Below are 18,897 nucleotides of genomic sequence, written 5' to 3' on the forward strand. Positions count from 1 at the left end.
GAGTGCGGTGGCCCTCGGGCAGCGTCGGATGGGAGTGGTCGAGCAGGGCGAGTTCGTACTGCGGGGCGTCCGGGCGGTGGAGGCTCACGTACCAGTCCGCCTCGAAGGTCACCTCGAACCCGAAGTGGTGGACGTAGAAGTGGCGCGCCGCGGCGACATCGCGGGTGGCGATGACCGGGTAGAAGCTGCCGAGCTGGATCTGCATGACCTGTCTCCAGTTGTCCGTGGACCCGTTTCACATACCTCGGGTATGTGAAACGGGAGGTTAGCATACCGGGGGTATGTGAAACAGGAAGGTGGACCACGGATGGCTGTCACCAGGGCCGAGCAGCGAGCGGCGACTCGGCGGGCACTGCTGGCCGAGGGGCGGCGGCGGTTCGCCGCCGACGGCTACCACGAGGTGGTTCTCGCCGAGGTGGCGAAGGCGGCAGGGGTCACCAAGGGGGCGGCCTATCACCATTTCGAGAGCAAGGCGGGGCTCTTCCGGGCCGTGGTCGCCGAGGTGCAACGCGAACTCGGTGAGCGGGTCGCGGACGCCGCCGAGCAGTACGACGACCCATGGGAGCGGTTGCGGGCCGGCTGCCGGACCTTCCTCGCCGCCGGCGGCGACCCGGTCGTGCGCCGGATCGTGCTGGTGGACGCGCCGGCCGTGCTCGGCTGGGACGAATGGCGGGCCATGGACGAGGACAGCTCCGCCCGGCATCTGGCGGAGGCGCTGGAAGACCTTGTGCGGACCGGAGTCGTCGCCGAGCAGCCGCTGGAACCGCTGGCACGCCTGCTGTCCGGGGCGATGAACGAGGCGGCACTGTGGCTGGCCCGGTCGGCGGGGCCGGAGGCGGCGGCGCAGACGGAGCGGGCGTTGGACCGGTTGCTGTACGGGCTGCGCCGCGACGTCGATTGAGGTCGTCCGCCTTCTCGGCGAGGGCGCCTTCGGACCCTTCGCCGAGAACGCGGACCGCAGCTTGCGCCACCCCGGCCGGTTCCGGGCCTCGGCGGGGCACCGGGGCGTCGGCCTGCGCCGACACGCCCGTGACCACGGAGTTTCGACGGGGGAACGGTGTTAGGTGTCACCGCAGTGGGTTACGTGGGGTGCGGGACGGGTGCGCACTCCTGTGACCCGCCCTGTTGACTGAGACCGGCAGGAATCGACCGAGAGGGAGCGACGACCATGGCCAACGGAACCCCCGGCGGCGAGACGATGCAGGCGATGACCTACGACCGGTTCGGCGGGCCGGAGGTGCTGTCCGCGACGCGGCAGCCGCTGCCCAAGGTGGGACCGGGGGAGGTGCTGGTCCGGGTGCGGTGCGCGGCGGTCAATCCGGTCGACTGGAAGATCATGGCGGGCGGGCTGGAACCCCTGATGGACACCGTCTTCCCCTTCGTGCCCGGCTGGGACGTGGCCGGCGTCGTCGAGCGGGTCGGCATCGACGTGCCCGAGTTCTCCGTCGGCGACGAGGTGATGGCCTACGCCCGCAAGGACTATGTGCACGGCGGAACCTTCGCCGAGTTCGTCACCGTGCCCGTACGGTGCCTGGCCCGCCGTCCCTCCTCGTTCGGGTGGGAGCAGGCGGCGGGTCTGCCGCTGGCAGGTCTCACCGCATATCAGACGCTCACCCGCCTCGGCACCCGCGAGGGCGAGACGGTGCTGATCCACAACGCGGCCGGGGGAGTCGGCTCACTGGGGGTGCAGATCGCCCGCGCCCTCGGGGCCCGTGTCATCGGCACCGCCTCACCTGCCAACCACGACCGGCTGCGGGAACTGGGAGCCGAACCGGTCGCATACGGCGACGGCCTCACCGACCGGGTCCGCGAGCTGGCACCGAAGGGAGTCGACGTGGTCGCCGACTTCGTCGGCGGCGTCCTGGACGCCACATTGGGCGTCCTGGCCGACGGCGGACGGCATGCCTCCATCGCGGACAACACGGTCACCGAGTCCGGCGGCCAGTGGATGTGGGTGCGCCCCAGCGGCAGCGACCTGACCGCACTGGCCGAGCTGGCCGACGCGGGCAAGCTGACGGTCCGGGTGGCCGAGACGTTCCCGCTCACCCGGCTGGCCGACGCGTTCGAACTGAGCCGGTCGGGCCATGTGCACGGGAAGATCGTGGTGACCCCCTGACGAGGCGTGCCGTGTCCGCCCCCCGGCGGACACGGCACGCGACACGGACGAACCTGCAGCGGGACCTCAGCTGCCGTTCCCCCCGCCGGGCGCCGCGGGGAAGGTGCGGCCCACGGTACGGCGGCGTGCCGTCCAGACGGCGGCACCGCCGAGAACGGTCAGTGCGGCGGCCGAGCCCGCCAGCGCGCCCGAAGGCAGCCCGATGCCGGTCGAGGCCAGGGAGGCCGCGCCGTCGCCGCCGCCCACGCTGCCTGCGCCACCCGCCGCGGCCGGCTCGGAGCCACCGTCCGTACCGCCGTCGGTACCGCCGCTTCCGGTCTCCCCGCCCCCGCCCGCCCCGGGCAGCGCGGCGTCCTCGTCCAGGGAGACGGCCACCGTGACCGGATCCAGCGCGTCACCGGCCTGGTAGAAGCCACCGAACGCCTCGGCTCCGGCCGCCGTGAGCGTGGCGGGCGCCTTCTGCACGGAGACGATGTCCTCGCGCGGGGTCAGTGCGCCGCTGTCGAGCTTCAAAGAGGCGACGGTGACGGCCTTGTCCGTCGAGACCTTGCCGCTCGCGCGGTCCTTGGAGCGGACATCGGCGACCAGGCTGCCCTTGGCGCCCTTCGCCCGCACCTTCAGGTGGGAGAAGGTCAGATCCAGGCTGTAGGCGCTGCCTTCCTTGTGGCCGAGGAAGCGCACTCCACCGTCGAACGAGGCGTTCAGGGCGCCGTCCGCGAACGTGCCGCTGCCCTTGGGGAAGCGGTAGCCGCCGTCGGTGCTCCTGGCGCCGTCGGACGTCTCCACCTTGCCGTTGGCGATGGGGCCCGTGACGTACTTGCGGAACGACGCCTTGACGCCCCAGTCGAGGTTCCCGTCGGCGATGGCGCCGGAGGCAGGCTGCTTCGTACCGCTGCTTGCTCCTCCGGAAGCCGAACCCGAACCCGAGCCGGTCCCCGTACCGCCGTTGCCGTCACCTCCGGAGCCTCCACTCGCGGTGCTGCCACCGGAACCGGACCCCGACCCGGAGCCGCCCGATCCGGAAGTCGACCCGCCGGCTCCGGATCCCGCCGAACCCGAGCCCGAACCCGAGCCCGAGCCGGCCCCGGCGCTTCCGCCGCCCCTGCCCGGGGTGACCTTCAACGTCACCGGATCGAGCTTCTCCCCCTTCTGGTAGTAGCCCTCGAACGCGCCGGACCCCGCCTCGGTGAGCGTCGCCGGGATGTCGGCGAAGGCCATCGTGCCGTCCTGGCCCGAACCGGGTGTGACCTCCGAGAGATCGAGCGTGGCCAGCTGCACGTCGTCCTGGGTCCTGTCCGGCTTTCCGTCACCGTCCTCGCCCGTCCCCGTGGCGACATCGGCGCTCAGAGTGCCGCTCTTGCCCTTCGTCTCCATGGAGAAGTCGGAGAGCTTGATGTCGAGCGCGCCGTGATGGCCGTACAGATGGACGCTGCCGTGGAAGGAGGTGGTGACGGCGTGGGTGGTCATGTCGTAGCTGCCCGAACCGTCGGTGAAGCGGAACGAGCCGTCCGCGTTGGTCCGGGCGCCGTCCGCGACAGTGATCTTCCCCTTGGCTATCGGTCCGTTCAGGTAGTCGCGGAACGACTTCTTGATGCCCCAGTCCAGCGTGCCGTCCGTCAGCGGGATCGCGGGGGCGGCCTCCGGTGCGGCCGTCCGCGCGGTGCCGGAGGCCGCGACGGCGGGCAGCGCGCAGGTGGTGACCGCGGCGACGGTCGCCGTCGCGGTTGCCAGGAGGAGGGCGCCGGTACGCGGCCGACGGCGCGGGGGAGAGGTGGTGACGGTCATGACTGCTGTCTCCAGAAGTGTGTCGAGGTGTGTCCGGGGTGGCCCGGGGAACGGTGCGAGTGGTGTGGGAGGCGTCTGAGGCGCGGCACGGGGCGGGAAGCGGCGACCTGAACGCAAGGGGGCGGCCCGGGTGGGTCCGGCCCCTCCGGGCGGCGGTGCCGCTGTCAGCCTTTGCTCTGCTGCCGGGCACGCCGTTTGCGAACGACGACGAACACGCCCGCGGCGGCCAGGAGTACGGCCGCCGAGGCGCCGCCCGCGACCAGCGGGGTCGCGGAGGATGCGGCGGAGGCGGACGTGCTGCCGGCGGATTCGCCGTTCTCGGCCCGCTGCGGATCCGCACCGTGCGCGGAGGTGCTGCCGCTGCCCAGATCGGGCAGGGCGGGCAGGTCCGCCTCCTCGTCGAGGGCGACAGCCAGCGACACCGGGTCCATCCTGGTGCCCTTGGCGTACATGCCGTCGAACGCCTGGGCGCCCTGGGCGGTGAGTTCGGACCGCACCTCGGTGAGCCGCACCAGTCCGTCGTCGGGCTTCAGCGCCTTCTTCCCGGCGGGGAAGGTGACCAGGGGCTGGTCGCGAGCAGTGCGTCCGTCGCGGGTCACATCGGCGCTCAGGGTGCCCTTGCCGTCGGCGACCCGTACGGAGACGGAGGCCAGCCGCAGGTCGAGACGCTTGCCGGTGAAGCGGACCGCACCGTCGAATGCCGCGTCGAGGGTTGCCTCGTCCCGGTCGTAGTGGCCCTTCCCGGCGGGGAAGCGGAAGAGCGCCCCACCGTCCCGTGCCCCGTCGGTCAGCTTCCAACGGCCCCTGGTGACCGAACCGGTGACGTACTCGCGGAACGTGCGGCGTACACCCCAGTCGACGGCCGCGTCGGCGAACCGCCCCCGCTGTGGCGCACCGGCCTCTTCAGCCTTCTTCTCCCTCTTCCCCTTCTTCGCGCCGGAGGTGTCGCCCTTGTCGTCGCGCGGCGCGAGGTCCACGGAGAGGCTGACGGGATCGAGCGGGGTGCCCGCCTTGTAGTAGCCGGCGAAGGCGGTGGCGCCTTGGGTGGTGAGGCGTGCGGGGACCTGGGTGAGAGCGAGCGGTCCGGTGCCGCCGCGCATGTCGACCTTGCCGAGGTCGAGCGAGGCGAGCGGCACTCTGGCGGAGTCGGTGACCTTTCCGGTGCTCTTCGCCTTGCTGCGGATGTCGGCGTACAGGGTGCCGGTCCTGCCGGTGACACGCACGGCGGGTCGAGTGATGGTCAGGTCGAGCTGGTTGCCGCCGCCGGGCTTGCGGTGTCCGGTGAAGTGCACTCCACCGGAGAAGGAGGCGTCGAAGGCCCCGGACCCCGGGTCGTAGTCGCCCCGCGCCGAATGGAAGCGGAACCGGCTCTCGCCCACGGTGGCCGCGCCGCCGGTCAGGGACCAGCGGCCCTGGGCGATCGGCCCGGTGACATAGCTCTGGAACGAGGATTTGATGCCCCAGTCCAATCGTCCCCCGGAGACGGTGCGTTCGGCGGCCGGTGCGTTGGGCGCGTTCAGTGCGTTGTTCGGCGCGGACCGGGCACTTGGCGCGTTCGGCTTCATGGCCGCCGCAGGGGCCGTGGAGGCGGTCGCGCTCGTCGATACGGCGACTGACAGCGCGCTCAGCAACAGGGCCACCGCGAGGGCTCGGGGCCGGGCGCGGCGCACTCGGGTGCCGGGCCGGGGTCTGGAATGCATCGGTACGTCTCCAGAAGACCGGAGGGGATGGGGCGGGCGGGCGACGCAACTGGGCGTCGGGGCCCGGTGGTCCAGAGAAGGCGGGCTAGCATCTTAGGTAAGGCTAACCTAAGCCATATCGGGCTCGCCTGGAAGTCCCCACTTCCGACTTCCGTACGGCCCCGGCGGGCCCCGACCGGTGAAAGGCGCACAAGTGCCCCAACGAACCCGAGTGCCGGGCGTGTTCGTCGCCGCCCTCGCTCTGGCGCTCTCCCTCAGCGGCTGCGGCGACGGCCTCGGTCGGCAGTCCGACGGGACCGACTCCGCAGGCAAGCACGGCTCCGCCGGGGCCACACACGCCGACCGCGTGGAACCGCTCTCCGGCCCGCCGCCCGCTCCGGAGCTGCCGGTACGCGTCGAGTCCGCCGACGGACGCACCGTCACCGTCCGCAGTGCCGCCAGGATCGTGCCGCTCACCGGCTCCCTCTCGGAGATCGTGTACACCCTCGGGCTCGGCGACCGGGTGGTGGCCCGGGACATCACGGCGACGTTCGCGCAGGCCAGAAAGCTTCCGGTGATCACCCGCGCGCACGATGTGTCCGCCGAGGGCGTGCTCTCCCTCAAGCCGACCGTCGTGCTCGCCGAAACCACGACCGGGCCGGACGAGGCCGTCGACCAGATACGGGACGCGGGCATTCCCCTCGTCGTCGTCGAGCCGGCACGCGAACTCGCCGACGTGGACACCCGGATCGCCGATGTCGCCCGCGCCCTGGGGGTCAGCGCGACGGGTGAGCGGCTGCGAAAGCGGACGGGCAAGCGGATCGACGCCGTCCGCAACGACATTCCCCAAGGCGGCGGCGCACGCGGCGCCGAGGAGAAGGGCGGCGACCGACCACGGGTGGCCTTCCTCTATCTGCGTGGCTCGGCCTCCGTCTACCTCCTGGGCGGTTCGCGCTCCGGTGCCTCCTCCCTCATCGAGGCGGCGGGTGGCTTGGACGCGGGCAAGGAGTCCGGTCTGAAGAAGGACTTCACCGCCATCACCAGCGAAGCTCTCGCCAAAGCCGCGCCCGATGTGATCCTGGTGATGACCAAGGGCCTGGACTCCGTGCACGGCGTCGAAGGCCTGCTGAAGATTCCCGGCGTCGCGCAGACCCCCGCGGGCCGGCACCGGCGTATCGCCACCATCGACGACGGAGTGCTGCTCAACTACGGCCCGCGCACCGACCAGGTGCTGAGGGACCTCGCCGCCCAGATCCACGCGAAGGGCGGCCGGCCATGACCGCGCCGCCCCGGGCGCGGGCCGCAGGTGGGGCGGCGAAGTCGACCGGGGCGAGCGCAGCAGGGCCGAGCGCCGCGGGGTCGGGCGGGCCGGCGTCGAGTGTCGCCGCGCCGGGTGCCCCGCCGCGCACCCGGCGCGGTGCGGCCACCACGGTGACCGCCGCCCTCGTCGCCGCCCTCCTGCTCCTGGCGCTGCTGTCGGCGGGCATCGGCGCCTACACCATCCCCGTCAGCGACGTCCTCGGGTCCCTTCTGCACCGGGCCGGGGCGGGCGGTGCCCCGCTCGACCGCGTTGCCGAAAGCGTGCTGTGGAACGTCCGGTTGCCCCGTGTCGTGCTCGCCGTACTCGTCGGGGCCTCCCTCGGCTGCGCCGGTGCGCTGATGCAGGGGGTGTTCGGCAACCCGCTCGCCGAGCCCGGCGTCATCGGGATCTCGTCCGGCGCCGCAGTCGGCGCCGTCGCCTCCATCGCCCTCGGTCTGACCTTCCTCGGCAACTGGACGGTGACCGCCTGCGCGTTCGTCGCGGGCCTGGCCACGGTGCTGCTGGTGTACCTGCTCTCCCGCTCCGGCGGCCGTACGGAGGTCGTCACCCTCCTCCTGACCGGAATCGCCGTCAACGCGTTCGCGGGGGCGCTCATCGGGCTGAGCATCTTCTTCGCCGACAACGCACAGCTCACCCAGATCACCTTCTGGCAGCTCGGTTCGCTCGCCCAGGCCACCTGGCCCAAAGTGCTGGCCGTACTGCCCTGCGCACTGGCCGGACTCCTGGTCGCACCACTCTGCTCCCGCCGCCTCGACCTGCTGGCGCTGGGCGAACGGCCCGCACGGCACCTGGGGGTGGACGTCGAGCGGCTGCGGCTCACCCTCGTGCTGGTCGTGGCGCTGCTGACGGCGGCGGCCGTCGCGGTGGCCGGCATCATCACCTTCGTCGGGCTGCTGGTCCCGCATCTGCTGCGGATGGCCGCCGGTCCGGGGCACCACTTTCTGGTGCCGGGCAGCGCGCTGGGCGGCGCCGTGGTCCTGGTCGGTGCCGACCTGGCGGCACGCACCGTGGCCCAGCCCGCCGAACTCCCGCTCGGCGTCCTCACGGCACTGCTGGGCAGCCCGTTCTTCTTCTGGCTGCTGCGCAGAACCCGCCGCAGACAGGGCGGCTGGGCGTGACCCGGCCGATCAACTGCCCCTCCTGTTCGCTTCTTTCACCGACTCCGCCGACGCCCTTTCGGACGACGCCCCCGCCGAGACCTGCCCCACGGCCGACCCGAGGAATCCCATGCCCCGACTGCCCCTCAGCTCACGGCGCCGACAGGACCTGACCCGGATCCGCCCGGCCCCCGGAGAAGCCGCCGCCGAAGCATGCGCAGCCGCTGTACGGCTGGGTGGCAGGCGCGTGCTGGACGGCGTCGACCTCTCCCTGACGGCCGGTGAGGTGCTGGCTCTCGTCGGCCCCAACGGCGCGGGCAAGTCCACCCTGCTCTCCGCACTCGCCGGCGACCTGCCGCTGGAGTCGGGCACCGTTCGGTTGGGCGGGCGCGAGCTGGGTGAGTTCCCCCCGCGCCAACTCGCCGTCCGCCGCGCCGTACTGCCCCAGGCCGCCGCGCTGGCCTTTCCGTTCACCGTCGCGGAGGTCGTCCAGATGGGCCGCGCGCCCTGGGCCGGCACCCCGCAGGAGGACGAGGACGAGACGGCCGTCACCGAAGCGATGGCCCGGACGGAGGTCACCGCGTTCGCCGACCGGCCGTTCTCCGCGCTCTCCGGTGGTGAGCGGGCCCGCGTCGCCCTGGCCCGGGTCCTGGCCCAACGCACCCCGCTGCTTCTGCTGGACGAGCCGACGGCAGCGCTGGACCTGCGCCATCAGGAACTGGTCCTGGCCCTGTGCCGAGCCCGCGCCGCCGCGGGTGATGCCGTCGCCGTCGTCCTGCACGATCTGAATCTGGCGGCTGCCTACGCCGACCGCGTCGCCCTGCTCGACGCCGGCCGGCTGACCGGTGTCGGCCCGCCCGCCCGTGTGCTCACCCCCGAAGCGCTCACATCGGTCTACCGCCACCCGGTCGAGGTGCACGAGCATCCCACCTCGGGCGCCCCGCTTGTCCTCCCCACCCGTGAGCCGGGTGCGCATCAGGGGTAATTGCGAAGGCGTCGCACCTGGTCAGAGCCGGTAAGACAGCTGTAGCCGCAATCGGCTTTCTGTGCCACCGTGGCTGTCATGGAGGGGATGGAGCACCACCACACTCCGGGGCACCACCACGGGCCGGACGCCTCCCGGAGGCCCCGAACGGCCCGGCTGCGCCACCAGTTGGCCCATCTCGGCAAGCCGCACAGCCATGAGGCGGCGGACAAGGTGGACGCGGCCATGGAGACCTCTCGGGACGGGATGCGCACGCTGTGGATCTCGCTGGCCGTCCTCGGCGTCACCACCGTCGTGCAGGCGGTGATCGTCGTCTTGTCCGGGTCGGTGGCGCTGCTCGGGGACACGATCCACAACGCCGCCGACGCCCTGACCGCCGTACCGCTGGGAATCGCGTTCGTACTGGGGCGGCGGGCGGCCAACCGCCGCTACACCTACGGCTACGGCCGGGCGGAGGACCTGGCCGGCATCCTCATCGTCGCCACCATCGCCGCCTCGGCGGCCCTGGCGGCGTGGGCGGCGGTGGACCGGCTGCTGGAGCCCCGGCAGATCACGCACCTGTGGGCTGTCGCCGGCGCGGCACTGGTCGGGTTCGTGGGCAACGAGTGGGTCGCCCGCTACCGCATCCGCACCGGCCGGCGCATCGGCTCTGCCGCCCTGGTCGCCGACGGACTGCACGCCCGCACCGACGGCTTCACCTCGCTGGCCGTACTGCTGGGCGCGGGTGGTGCCGCGGTCGGCTGGCGGTTCGCCGACCCGCTGGTCGGACTGCTGATCACGGCCGCGATCCTGTTCGTGCTGCGGGACGCCGCCAGGGAGGTCTACCGGCGGCTGATGGACTCGGTCGACCCCGCCTTGGTCGCCACCGCCGAAACGGCCCTGGGCGCGGTGCCCGGGGTGCGGGGCGTGGGACAGGTGCGGATGCGGTGGGTCGGCCACGCGCTGCGCGCCGAGGCCGACATCGTCGTCGACGCGCACCTGACGGTGGTGGCCGCCCACCGACTGGCTGTCGAGGCCGAGCACGCCCTGATCCACGCGGTGCCCCGGCTGACCGCCGCGACCGTGCACACCGACCACACCCCACTCGGCAGCGACCCGCACGCCCCCCTCGCCCACCACGCCGCCCGCCCCACCGCGGCGGCCCACAAGGCTGCCGCCAGGACCTGAGAGGACACCGAACACGCAGGGAGGGGCAGGCCCGAGGCCCCGCGGCAGCCCCGGAGCCCGGCGGGGCGCTACCGAGTGGCCGTGTAGCGCCAGAAGGCGGGAACGGTGGCGACCAGCACCGGCATGGCGACGGCCACCACCACCGTGAACACTCCCTGCATACGGCCCCGCATCTCGTCGGTCGCCGCGGACTGCGAGATCGCGCCGCGGAAGACCATGGAGACCATGTCGGCGGCGCCCGCCACGGCGAGCAGCACGGCAGCGAGCCACAGCGGGCAGGAGAGTCCGAACCCGGCGATGGACAGTCCCCACACGGATATCGCGAGGACGACCATCACGCCGTGCCGGTGCACGCGCGAGTACAGCCCGGACAGCAGTCCGCACAGCAGCGCGCCCGGAGGGAGGGAGCCGTGCGCCCAGCGGCTCCACCCGCCGTTCAACGGCTCCGGCGGTGCAGTGCGCGGTCGGGGCGGCCGAACCTGTCGGCGGCCAGGGCCGCCTGGTGCCAGTGCGGGTAGATGAGGTCGGGGGCGCTCACCTTGTCGAGGCGTTCGAGGTCGGCGGGGTCGAGACGCACATCCACCGCGCCCAGGTTGTCCCGCAGTTGCTCGTCCTTGCGGGCTCCGACGACGAGGGTGGTCACGCCGGGCTGCGCGAGCAGATACGCGAGGGAGACCTGGGCGGGTGAGACACCGTGCGCTGCGGCGATGTCGACGACCGTCTCGATGGTGTCGTACAGCTTCTCCTCGTTGCGCACCGGCGGCTCCGACCACTCGGTCAGATGCCTGCCGCTGTCGGCCTGTTGTCCGCGCCGGTACTTGCCGGACAGCAGCCCGCCGGCCAGCGGGCTCCACACCATGATGCCGAGCCCCTGGTCGAGCGAGAGCGGCACCAACTCGTACTCGGCGTCCCGGGATTCGAGCGAGTAGTAGATCTGGTTGCTGACGAAGCGCTGGTAGCCGTGTGCGTCCGCGGCGCCGAGCGCCTTCATCAGCTGCCAGCCGGAGTAGTTCGACACTCCCAGATAGCGGACCTTCCCGGCGCGGACCAGGGAATCGAGTGCCTCCATGGTCTCTTCCGGCGGAGTGAGCCCGTCCCACTCGTGGACGTGGTAGATGTCCAGGTGGTCCGTGCCCAGCCGGCGCAGGCTGCCTTCGACCTGGCTGAGGATGTGGTGGCGCGACAGCCCCTGGTCGTTGGGGCCGTCTCCCACGGGCATGCGCACCTTCGAGGAGAGCAGCAGGCGCTCACGGCGCCCCGAGATCACCTCCCCGAGGATCTCCTCGCTGAGCCCCGCGGAGTACATATTGGCCGTGTCGAACAGGTTGACACCCGCGTCCAGACACATGTCGACCTGGCGGCGCGCCCCGGCGACATCCGTGGAACCGACGTTCCCGAAGAAGTCCCGGCCACCGAACGTCATCGTCCCCATCGTCAGGACCGACACCCGCAGGCCGGAACGGCCCAACTGCCTGTACTCCATCCAGTTCTCTCCACTCCGTGTGCGCTTCCGCCGTGCGGCGGCCGGCATTCGGCGTCTACCACGTCCGCACCCGACTCATTCGTTCAAGCTTCAAGTTCGCAGCCCGTAGGGCTGTCGGCGGGCGTGCCGCCGGGGCACCGCGCGGCAGTCGGCAAGAATTGCTCATGAAAGTCATTTCCATTAACCTGCCCGAGGTCGTCAACGCCTCAGGAGGGCTTCTCGTGGCTGTACCCAAGCGGAAGATGTCCCGCAGCAACACCCGGCACCGCAGGTCCCAGTGGAAGGCCGGGGCGCCGCAGCTCGTCCCGGTCGTGGTCGACGGCAAGGTCCACCGGGTGCCTCAGCGGCTGGTCAAGGCCTACGAACGCGGCCTGCTGCGGCCGGAGGGCTGAGCGGCGAGATCCCCGGCGGGGCCCGCCATGGCGATCAGGTCCGGTTCCGGCGGCCGTTCATCTCCAGCGCGAACCGGCCGGAGCGGCCGTTCGCCGGCAGGCGGGCTGCATGTGCGGCGCATCGGCGGGGTTCCCGCCAGGAACGCGGGGGTCCCGCCGTGCTCAGGTCGGGTCGGCCGGCAGGGCGGAGCAGGGGTGGACTTCGATCCGCATGGGCGGCTCGGCGGGAAGGCCGATGATCTCGTCGCGCAGTTCGTCGGCGAGAGGGCTGTTCTCGTAGGCGTCCTTCGCCTCGCGGCTGTGGAACACTTCCATGTTCCACAGCACGTCCGGGTCGGCGGACGCGCAAGAAGCCCGAGCGGGGCCCGGCCCTCTGACCCGCGAGCAGATCATCGAGGCTGCCATCGGCCTGCTGGACACGGCAGGCGAGAGCGGACTGACCTTCCGGGCGTTGAGCGAGCGCCTGGCCACCGGTCCCGGCGCGATCCATTGGCATGTGGCAGCCCGGAACCGACCGCGAGGCCTGCATGGACGCCGTGACGGCCATATGGCAGCAACTCGGCCCACAGGAACACCCCTTCACCCGGGCTGTCGCGGACCCCGGGCAGCTCGACCACGACGACCGCGCGCGATTCCTCGCAGGCATCGACCTCATCACCGCGGGCATCACGGCCGGGCACGCACACTGATCAACGTCTGCGTCGCCTGCCGACGTCCGGCCGTCGCGAGTGCGGGCGGCGGGCACACATCATCCCCGGCGGCGAATTGCGAGCCGGGGATTTCCTTGGCTATGCTCGGTTTTTCTGTGTGTCCACACAGAAAAAGCCCCTGAGAGGGGCGACCAATAGAAGCACCGTACCGGGCAGGGAGCCGTTTTGTCAAACCGGGGAAGCGCCGAGCTGCAGCACGAGCAGGAGTACATCGATCACCTTTACGCGCGGGTCGATGCACTGCGTGGGCAGGCTGCTTCGGCCGTCGAAGAGGCGCAGCGGCCGGACGGCAGCACCCAGCAGGCACGCGTCGAGCGGGACGTACGCGTCGCCGAACGCTCTGGGCTGCTCGCCGCGCTGAACGCCGTGGACGGCTCACTGTGCTTCGGCCGAATCGACCTGACCGACGGCGACTCGCACCACATCGGCCGCATCGGTATCCGCGAGGACGACGCCGAGCGTACGCCGGTCCTCATCGACTGGCGTGCTCCGGTGGCCCGCCCCTTCTATCTCGCCACCGGGCACACCCCCATGGGCCTGCGTCGGCGGCGGCACATCTCCACGTACGGCCGCACCGTCACCGAGCTGCACGACGAATTGCTCGACCTGGGCGACCAGGAGCGCACCGGACACGAGGACCCCAGCGGTGACGCCGTACTGCTCGCCTCTTTGAACGCGGCACGCACCGGCCGGATGAACGACATCGTGCGCACCATCCAGGCCGAACAGGACCGCATCATCCGCGCCCCGCACCGCGGTGTCCTGGTCGTGGAGGGCGGACCAGGCACCGGCAAGACCGCCGTCGCGCTGCACCGGGCCGCGTTCCTCCTCTACGAGCACCGGGAACTGCTGGCCAGGCGGGCCGTGTTGATCGTCGGCCCGAATCCGGCCTTCCTCTCCTACATCGGCGAGGTGCTGCCCTCGCTCGGTGAGACCGGTGTGCTGCTTTCCACTCCCGGCGAGCTGTACCCGGGCGTCGAGGCACGCGGCTCCGACACTCCGCGCGCCGCCGCTGTCAAAGGCGGCACCGAGATGGCCGAGGCGCTGCGACTGGCCGTACGCGACCGGCAGCAGGTGCCGGAACCGGGCGAACCCGTCGTGGTGCCGCACGACGACGGCGACCTCCTTCTCGACTGGCATCTGGTCGACGAGGCGCGCGAGGCGGCCCGCGCGACCCGGCTCCCGCACAACCTGGCCCGCCCGCACTTCGCCTTCCGCATCCTCGACGCGCTCACGGCGCAGCTCGTCGAACGTATCGGCACCGACCCCTACGGCGGACCCAATCTGCTGGGCCCGGACGACGTCGCGCAGCTGGGCAAGGCCATCGCCGCCAACCCCGAGGTGCACGAGGCCATCGCGCAGCTGTGGCCCGAACTGACGCCGACGGAGTTCGTCGCCGACTATCTGGCCGAGCCCACCCGTCTGTCCGACCAGGACGCGGCCGCGATCCGTCGCCCGGTCACCTCGCCCGTGGACTGGACGCCGGCGGACGTGCCGCTGCTCGACGAGGCCGCCGAGCTGCTGGGCGAGGACGACAGCGCTCAGCAGGCGGCGGCCGAGGCCGAGCGCCAGGAGCGCATCCAGTACGCGCAGGGAGTACTGGAGGTCGCCCGCGGTTCGGAGTCGTTCGAGTTCGAGGACGGCGAGTCCGAGATCCTCGCCGCGCACGACATCATCGACGCGGAGCGGATGGCCGAGCGCCACGAGGAGGCCGACCATCGGACGGCGGCCGAACGCGCCGCCGCCGACCGCTCCTGGGCCTTCGGCCACATCATCGTCGACGAGGCGCAGGAGCTGTCCCCGATGGCCTGGCGGCTGCTGATGCGGCGCTGCCCGTCCCGCTCCATGACCCTGGTCGGTGACCCGGTCCAGACCGGCGACGAGGCCGGGGTCGGTTCCTGGGAGGACATCCTCGCCGACTACGTCGGTGACCGCTGGGAGCACACCCGGCTCGGTGTCAACTACCGCACCCCCGCCGAGGTGATGGACCTCGCCGCAGCCGTCGTACGGGCCGAGCGTCCCGGTTTCGAGCCGCCTTCCTCGGTCCGCACCACGGGCGAGCGGCCGTGGGCCCGGCGGACGTCGGACGACCTGCCGGTCGCCGTCGCCGAGGCGGCGACCGCCCAGACCCCCGACGAGGGCCGCCTCGGTGTCATCGCACCCCGCCGCCTGCACGAGGCGCTGGCCGACCGGCTGCCCGGTGTCGTCGCGGGCGCCGAGCCGGACCTCACCCGGCAGCTCGTCCTGCTGGACCCGCGCCAGGCGAAGGGCCTCGAATTCGACCGCGTCCTGGTCGTCGAGCCCGCCGAGTTCGGCACCAGCGACCTGTACGTCGCCCTCACCCGGGCCACCCAGGGCCTCGGCATCCTGCACCGGGCTCCACTGCCGAGCGCACTGGCCGAAGCGCTGGGCGCTCCCGATGCGGAGCACCCCGCCTGACCCCTCGTCGGGGCGGCGAGCGTGGGCGTGGCGGGACAGGAGGGCGGGGGTTCGGGGCGGCCCGAAAATTTCGGTTCCGTCCCACTCCGCTGACCTGGCACCGCGTGGACCGTAGTCTCCCCACCGACCACGCCGCCTCCCCCGAGGAGTGACTCACGTGAAGAGCCGCAGAACCGTACTGAAAGGAGCGGCCGGTACGGCCGCCGGGATCGGGCTCACCGCGCTCGGTACGGCCCAGGAGGCCCGCGCGGCCGGCGGCGGCGCCGCACCCGCGTACCGCAACCCCCTGGTGCGGCAGCGTGCCGACCCGCACATCGTGCGGCACAGCGACGGCTACTACTACTTCACGGCGACCGTTCCCGAGTACGACCGGATCGTGCTGCGCCGTGCCAGGACCCTGGGCGGGCTCGCCCAGGCCCCCGAGACGGTGATCTGGGAGAAGCACGGCAGCGGCGAGATGGCCACCCACATCTGGGCGCCGGAGATCCACTTCATCGACGGGACCTGGTACATCTACTTCGCCGCCGGCCGCTCCGACGACGTGTGGGCGATCCGGATGTACGTGCTGGAGAACACCGCCCGCAACCCGCTCCAGGGCCGGTGGAGCGAGCGGGGCCGGATCGCCACCCGGTGGGAGAGCTTCTCGCTGGACGCCACCACCTTCGTGCACCGGGGCACCCGCTACCTCGCCTGGGCACAGCACGACCCCTCCCAGAACAACAACACCGACCTCTACCTCTCCGCGATGGACAGCCCCTGGAGCGTCACGGGCCCGCAGGTGCGCCTCTCCCGCCCGGAGTTGCCCTGGGAGACCATCGGCTTCTCCGTCAACGAGGGGCCCGCCGTGCTCCGACGCAACGGGCGGGTCTTCATGACCTACTCCGCCAGTGCCACCGACGCCAACTACTGCATGGGCCTGCTCACCGCGCCCGACACCGCGGACCTGCTCGACCCCGGCTCCTGGACCAAGAGCCGGCAGCCCGTCTTCACCAGCAACGACAGCACCAGCCAGTACGGACCCGGCCACAACTCCTTCACCGTCGCCGAGAACGGACGGACCGACGTCCTCGTCTACCACGCCCGGCAGTACAAGGAGATCGAGGGCGACCCGCTCGACGACCCCAACCGGCACACCCGCATCCAGACCCTGGGCTGGAACGCCGACGGCACCCCCCACTTCGGCATCCCGGTCGCCGACCACCCGGCAACGCGGCGCCCCGAGCAAGGGTGAGCGCGCCCGCCGGTCACCCCCCACCCCTCCCGGAAAGAGGGCGCCCCCCATGAGCCGTAGAGACAACACACACCGCCGCAACGGGCTGAGCCGTCGCCGTCTCCTCAAGGGCACGGCGCTCGGCGCGGGCGCGCTCGCCGTGCCCGGTGTCGCCTACGCCACCACCGTGGACAGCGGGGCCGGGAAGACCGGCACCCCGTCCCGGACCGGGGCCGCCGCACTCACCCACCCCGGCATGCTGCACGGCGCGGACGACTTCGCACGGATGGCCGAGAAGGTCCGGGCGGGCGCGGAACCCTGGAAGAGCGGATGGGAGCGGCTGACCGCCAACCCGCACTCGACCGCCGGATGGACGCCACGACCGTTGGAGACCGTCGTGCGAGGCGGCGACGGCCAGAACTACCCCCAGCTGTACAAGGACATCCACGCCGCCTACCAGAACGCCCTGCGCTGGAAGGTCACCGGCGAAAGGGCACAGGGCGACACCGCACGCGACATCCTCAACGCCTGGTCCGCGAAGCTGAGGACCGTCACGGGCAACGCCGATCGCTTCCTCGCCTCCGGTATCCACGGCTACCAGTTCGCCAACGCCGCCGAGATCATGCGTGGCTACGACGGCTTCGACCTGGCCCGCTTCCAGGAGATGCTGGCCGGCGTCTTCTACCCGCTGTGCGACGCCTTCCTCAGGAACCACAACGGTGCCTGCGTCACCAACTACTGGGCGAACTGGGACCTGTGCAACATGGCCGCCGTCATGGCCATCGGCATCCTCAACGACGACCGGGCCAAGTTCGACCAGGCGGTGGACTACTTCCACCACGGCGAGGGCAACGGCTCCCTCGCACACGCCGTACCCTTCCTGCACGAGGGCGGGCTCGCCCAGTGGCAGGAGAGCGGCCGCGACCAGGGCCACTCCCTCATGGGCATCGGTCTGATGGGCACCGTCTGCGAAATGGCGCTCAAGCAGGGCATCGATCTGTACGGCGCCGACGACAACCGCTTCATGAAAGCGTGCGAATACGTCGCCAAGTACAACCACGGCGAGAGCGTGCCGTTCCGTACCTACTCCTGGGGTACCGGGCAGAACTGCGCCCACCGCGAGCAGACCGTCGTCTCCGAAAGCGGCCGCGGCCAGACCCGCCCCGTCTGGGAGCGGGTCTACCACCACTACCACTACCGCAAGGGACACCGAACGCCGTATCTCTCGCTGCTGGCGCGCAAACAGAGCCCCGAGGGCGGTGGTGGCGACCACGGGCCCAACAGCGGTGGCTACGACGAACTCGGCTTCGGCACCCTCACCTACGTACTGAAGGCTTAGGAGTCACCGGGCCGGGCGCAGATGACGCCGGGTTCCGGCCCGGCCGTCCGACGTGCTCCGCTCGATCCGGGCCGCCGACGTGCGATGGACCTTGACCGACTGCCGCAGCAGAGGGCAACTCTCAGGACGGCGTTCGGTAGCGGGCGGCCATCGCCTCGGCGCGGACGCGCAGCGAGGTGCGCAACCACTGCGGGGCCAGGGCCTCCGCGTCCATGGCGAGCTGCCACAGTGCCCATTCGGCGTGTCTCGCATCCTGGAAGGCCACCTCCAGCCGTAGCCGGCCTTCCGAGTCGGTTTCTTCGGCGCGGACGGCCAGTGCGGTCTCCAGCAGTTCCTCCCGCCGCGCCGGGTCCATCCGTATCAGCACGGTGACCTGGTCGCCGCCGGCGCGGAACCGCGTGCTGCGTTCCTGCCAGGCGCGGTCCAGATCGATCCGGTCCGGTCGCTGCGCGGGTTCGTCGAGCTCCTCGGCGGCCAGGATCCGGGACAGCCGGTAGGTGCGGTCCGCGCCGGCTCTCGTGGCCAGTAGATAGCCCCGGTCGCGCACGGTGACCAGACCGACCGGGTCCACCGTGCGCCACTGCGGTGTCCGGCCCGTGGCCGCGTAGTGGATGCGCAGCTTGTGCCCGGCGAGCACGGCGCGCCGGACCTCGGCCAGCATCGTGTCGGGCACCTCCTCAGTGACCACGCGGCGCGAGAGGAGGTCGGTCTCCGGGTCGATGAGCAACCGCTCGGCCACACCTGCCGCGGTGTCCCGGTGGCTTTCCGGCAGCGCGTCGACCACCTTGAGCATGGCCGAAGCGAGCGCCGAGCCGAGGCCGAATGCCTGCGCGCCGCGCCGCGACCCGGCGATCACCAGGGCGAGGGCCTCGTCGTTGCTCAGTCCCGTGAGTTCGGTCCGGAAACCGGGCAGCAACCCGAAACCGCCGTGCCGACCGCGTTCGGCGTAGACCGGGACGCCGGCTGCGGACAGCGCCTCGATGTCGCGCAGCACGGTGCGGGTGGACACCTCCAGCTCGCGGGCGAGCGTGGCCGCGGACAACTGACCACGCTGGCGCAGCAGCAGCACCAGTGAAACCAACCGGTCGGCGCGCATGCGGCAAACCTATCGGAATACGTGACACAGGGCGTCACGGTTCGCTGGAAGGCTCACAACACGACGTCAACAGGGGCG

16 protein-coding genes and 2 pseudogenes are annotated in these 18,897 nt (G+C 71.7%); 11 read left to right on the forward strand and 7 right to left on the reverse strand.

Annotation, left to right across the window (positions count from 1 at the left end):
* On the reverse strand, positions 1-199 hold a 199-nt coding region (locus KBY19_RS13280; protein WP_368860989.1), incomplete at its 3' end, for a VOC family protein.
* Positions 200-307: 108 nt separating this feature from the next.
* On the opposite strand from KBY19_RS13280, the gene KBY19_RS13285 reads away from it, so the two are divergent.
* The gene (locus KBY19_RS13285) at positions 308-901 is read left to right on the forward strand and encodes a TetR/AcrR family transcriptional regulator (protein ID WP_210956512.1); all 594 of its coding nucleotides are present in this window, start codon (positions 308-310) and stop codon (positions 899-901) included.
* 297 nt (positions 902-1,198) lie between these two features.
* Complete coding sequence (locus KBY19_RS13290; protein WP_210965844.1) at positions 1,199-2,116, forward strand: NADP-dependent oxidoreductase; 918 nt, start codon at positions 1,199-1,201, stop codon at positions 2,114-2,116.
* Between the two features lie 66 nt (positions 2,117-2,182).
* Here KBY19_RS13290 and KBY19_RS13295 read toward each other — a convergent pair whose 3' ends face one another.
* Both KBY19_RS13295 and KBY19_RS13300 read right to left on the reverse strand, forming a co-directional pair.
* Positions 2,183-3,901, reverse strand: coding sequence for an HtaA domain-containing protein (locus KBY19_RS13295; RefSeq protein ID WP_210965815.1), 1,719 nt, complete (start codon positions 3,899-3,901; stop codon positions 2,183-2,185).
* 164 nt (positions 3,902-4,065) lie between these two features.
* A complete protein-coding gene (locus KBY19_RS13300; RefSeq protein ID WP_247690939.1) occupies positions 4,066-5,601 on the reverse strand; it encodes an HtaA domain-containing protein in 1,536 nt (511 codons plus the stop codon).
* Between the two features lie 193 nt (positions 5,602-5,794).
* On the opposite strand from KBY19_RS13300, the gene KBY19_RS13305 reads away from it, so the two are divergent.
* The 4 genes from KBY19_RS13305 (at position 5,795) to KBY19_RS13320 (ending at position 10,150) form a co-directional block, all read left to right on the forward strand.
* Entirely contained in the window at positions 5,795-6,859 is a 1,065-nt protein-coding gene (locus KBY19_RS13305) for an ABC transporter substrate-binding protein (protein ID WP_307843502.1), read from the forward strand.
* Entirely contained in the window at positions 6,856-8,019 is a 1,164-nt protein-coding gene (locus tag KBY19_RS13310; protein ID WP_210965817.1) for an iron ABC transporter permease, read from the forward strand. Before KBY19_RS13305 ends, KBY19_RS13310 begins: the two co-directional genes overlap by 4 nt.
* Before the next feature lie 109 nt (positions 8,020-8,128).
* Complete coding sequence (locus KBY19_RS13315; RefSeq protein WP_210965818.1) at positions 8,129-8,983, forward strand: heme ABC transporter ATP-binding protein; 855 nt, start codon at positions 8,129-8,131, stop codon at positions 8,981-8,983.
* Positions 8,984-9,061: 78 nt separating this feature from the next.
* Positions 9,062-10,150 (forward strand): cation diffusion facilitator family transporter, encoded by a 1,089-nt coding sequence (locus KBY19_RS13320; protein ID WP_210965819.1) that lies wholly within the window; start codon positions 9,062-9,064, stop codon positions 10,148-10,150.
* A 68-nt stretch (positions 10,151-10,218) separates the two neighbouring features.
* Here the strand turns inward: KBY19_RS13320 and KBY19_RS13325 are convergent.
* Positions 10,219-10,557 (reverse strand): annotated as a pseudogene (locus KBY19_RS13325) (MFS transporter); the annotation flags it as partial.
* Positions 10,558-10,586: 29 nt separating this feature from the next.
* Positions 10,587-11,633, reverse strand: coding sequence for an aldo/keto reductase (locus KBY19_RS13330; protein WP_185016127.1), 1,047 nt, complete (start codon positions 11,631-11,633; stop codon positions 10,587-10,589).
* 221 nt (positions 11,634-11,854) lie between these two features.
* Between KBY19_RS13330 and rpmF the strand changes: the two genes are divergently transcribed.
* Positions 11,855-12,025: a 50S ribosomal protein L32 gene (gene rpmF, locus KBY19_RS13335; RefSeq protein ID WP_099877762.1), complete on the forward strand. Its 171-nt coding sequence runs from the start codon at positions 11,855-11,857 to the stop codon at positions 12,023-12,025.
* Between the two features lie 162 nt (positions 12,026-12,187).
* On the opposite strand, the gene KBY19_RS13340 is transcribed toward rpmF, so the two are convergent.
* The gene (locus KBY19_RS13340) at positions 12,188-12,340 is read right to left on the reverse strand and encodes a hypothetical protein (RefSeq protein WP_180289546.1); all 153 of its coding nucleotides are present in this window, start codon (positions 12,338-12,340) and stop codon (positions 12,188-12,190) included.
* Between KBY19_RS13340 and KBY19_RS13345 the strand changes: the two are divergent.
* From KBY19_RS13345 to KBY19_RS13360, 4 genes and pseudogenes are all read left to right on the forward strand, one after another.
* Positions 12,339-12,714: pseudogene (locus KBY19_RS13345) on the forward strand (hypothetical protein). The gene KBY19_RS13340 and the pseudogene KBY19_RS13345 sit on opposite strands and share 2 nt — an antisense overlap.
* 210 nt (positions 12,715-12,924) lie before the next feature.
* Positions 12,925-15,174, forward strand: coding sequence for an AAA family ATPase (locus KBY19_RS13350; RefSeq protein WP_099886272.1), 2,250 nt, complete (start codon positions 12,925-12,927; stop codon positions 15,172-15,174).
* 157 nt (positions 15,175-15,331) lie between these two features.
* The gene (locus tag KBY19_RS13355) at positions 15,332-16,405 is read left to right on the forward strand and encodes a glycoside hydrolase family 43 protein (protein WP_307843503.1); all 1,074 of its coding nucleotides are present in this window, start codon (positions 15,332-15,334) and stop codon (positions 16,403-16,405) included.
* A 49-nt stretch (positions 16,406-16,454) separates the two neighbouring features.
* Entirely contained in the window at positions 16,455-17,723 is a 1,269-nt protein-coding gene (locus KBY19_RS13360) for an alginate lyase family protein (RefSeq protein WP_099877756.1), read from the forward strand.
* Between the two features lie 121 nt (positions 17,724-17,844).
* On the opposite strand, the gene KBY19_RS13365 is transcribed toward KBY19_RS13360, so the two are convergent.
* Positions 17,845-18,819: a YafY family protein gene (locus KBY19_RS13365; RefSeq protein WP_099877754.1), complete on the reverse strand. Its 975-nt coding sequence runs from the start codon at positions 18,817-18,819 to the stop codon at positions 17,845-17,847.
* Positions 18,820-18,897 lie beyond the last annotated feature (78 nt).

Source organism: Streptomyces sp. B15, from assembly GCF_018070605.1.
GTDB lineage: Bacteria > Actinomycetota > Actinomycetes > Streptomycetales > Streptomycetaceae > Streptomyces > Streptomyces smyrnaeus.

What these genes read in the sequence shown, in the direction of transcription:
- KBY19_RS13360 (WP_099877756.1), top strand. Translation starts at nt 16,455, where the DNA reads ATGAGCCGTAGAGACAACACACACCGCCGCAACGGGCTGAGCCGTCGC.
- KBY19_RS13365 (WP_099877754.1), bottom strand. Translation starts at nt 18,819, where the DNA reads ATGCGCGCCGACCGGTTGGTTTCACTGGTGCTGCTGCTGCGCCAGCGT.
- KBY19_RS13310 (WP_210965817.1), top strand. Translation starts at nt 6,856, where the DNA reads ATGACCGCGCCGCCCCGGGCGCGGGCCGCAGGTGGGGCGGCGAAGTCG.
- KBY19_RS13315 (WP_210965818.1), top strand. Translation starts at nt 8,129, where the DNA reads ATGCCCCGACTGCCCCTCAGCTCACGGCGCCGACAGGACCTGACCCGG.
- KBY19_RS13340 (WP_180289546.1), bottom strand. Translation starts at nt 12,340, where the DNA reads ATGGAAGTGTTCCACAGCCGCGAGGCGAAGGACGCCTACGAGAACAGC.
- KBY19_RS13285 (WP_210956512.1), top strand. Translation starts at nt 308, where the DNA reads ATGGCTGTCACCAGGGCCGAGCAGCGAGCGGCGACTCGGCGGGCACTG.
- KBY19_RS13295 (WP_210965815.1), bottom strand. Translation starts at nt 3,901, where the DNA reads ATGACCGTCACCACCTCTCCCCCGCGCCGTCGGCCGCGTACCGGCGCC.
- KBY19_RS13320 (WP_210965819.1), top strand. Translation starts at nt 9,062, where the DNA reads ATGGAGGGGATGGAGCACCACCACACTCCGGGGCACCACCACGGGCCG.
- KBY19_RS13290 (WP_210965844.1), top strand. Translation starts at nt 1,199, where the DNA reads ATGCAGGCGATGACCTACGACCGGTTCGGCGGGCCGGAGGTGCTGTCC.
- KBY19_RS13300 (WP_247690939.1), bottom strand. Translation starts at nt 5,601, where the DNA reads ATGCATTCCAGACCCCGGCCCGGCACCCGAGTGCGCCGCGCCCGGCCC.
- KBY19_RS13330 (WP_185016127.1), bottom strand. Translation starts at nt 11,633, where the DNA reads ATGGAGTACAGGCAGTTGGGCCGTTCCGGCCTGCGGGTGTCGGTCCTG.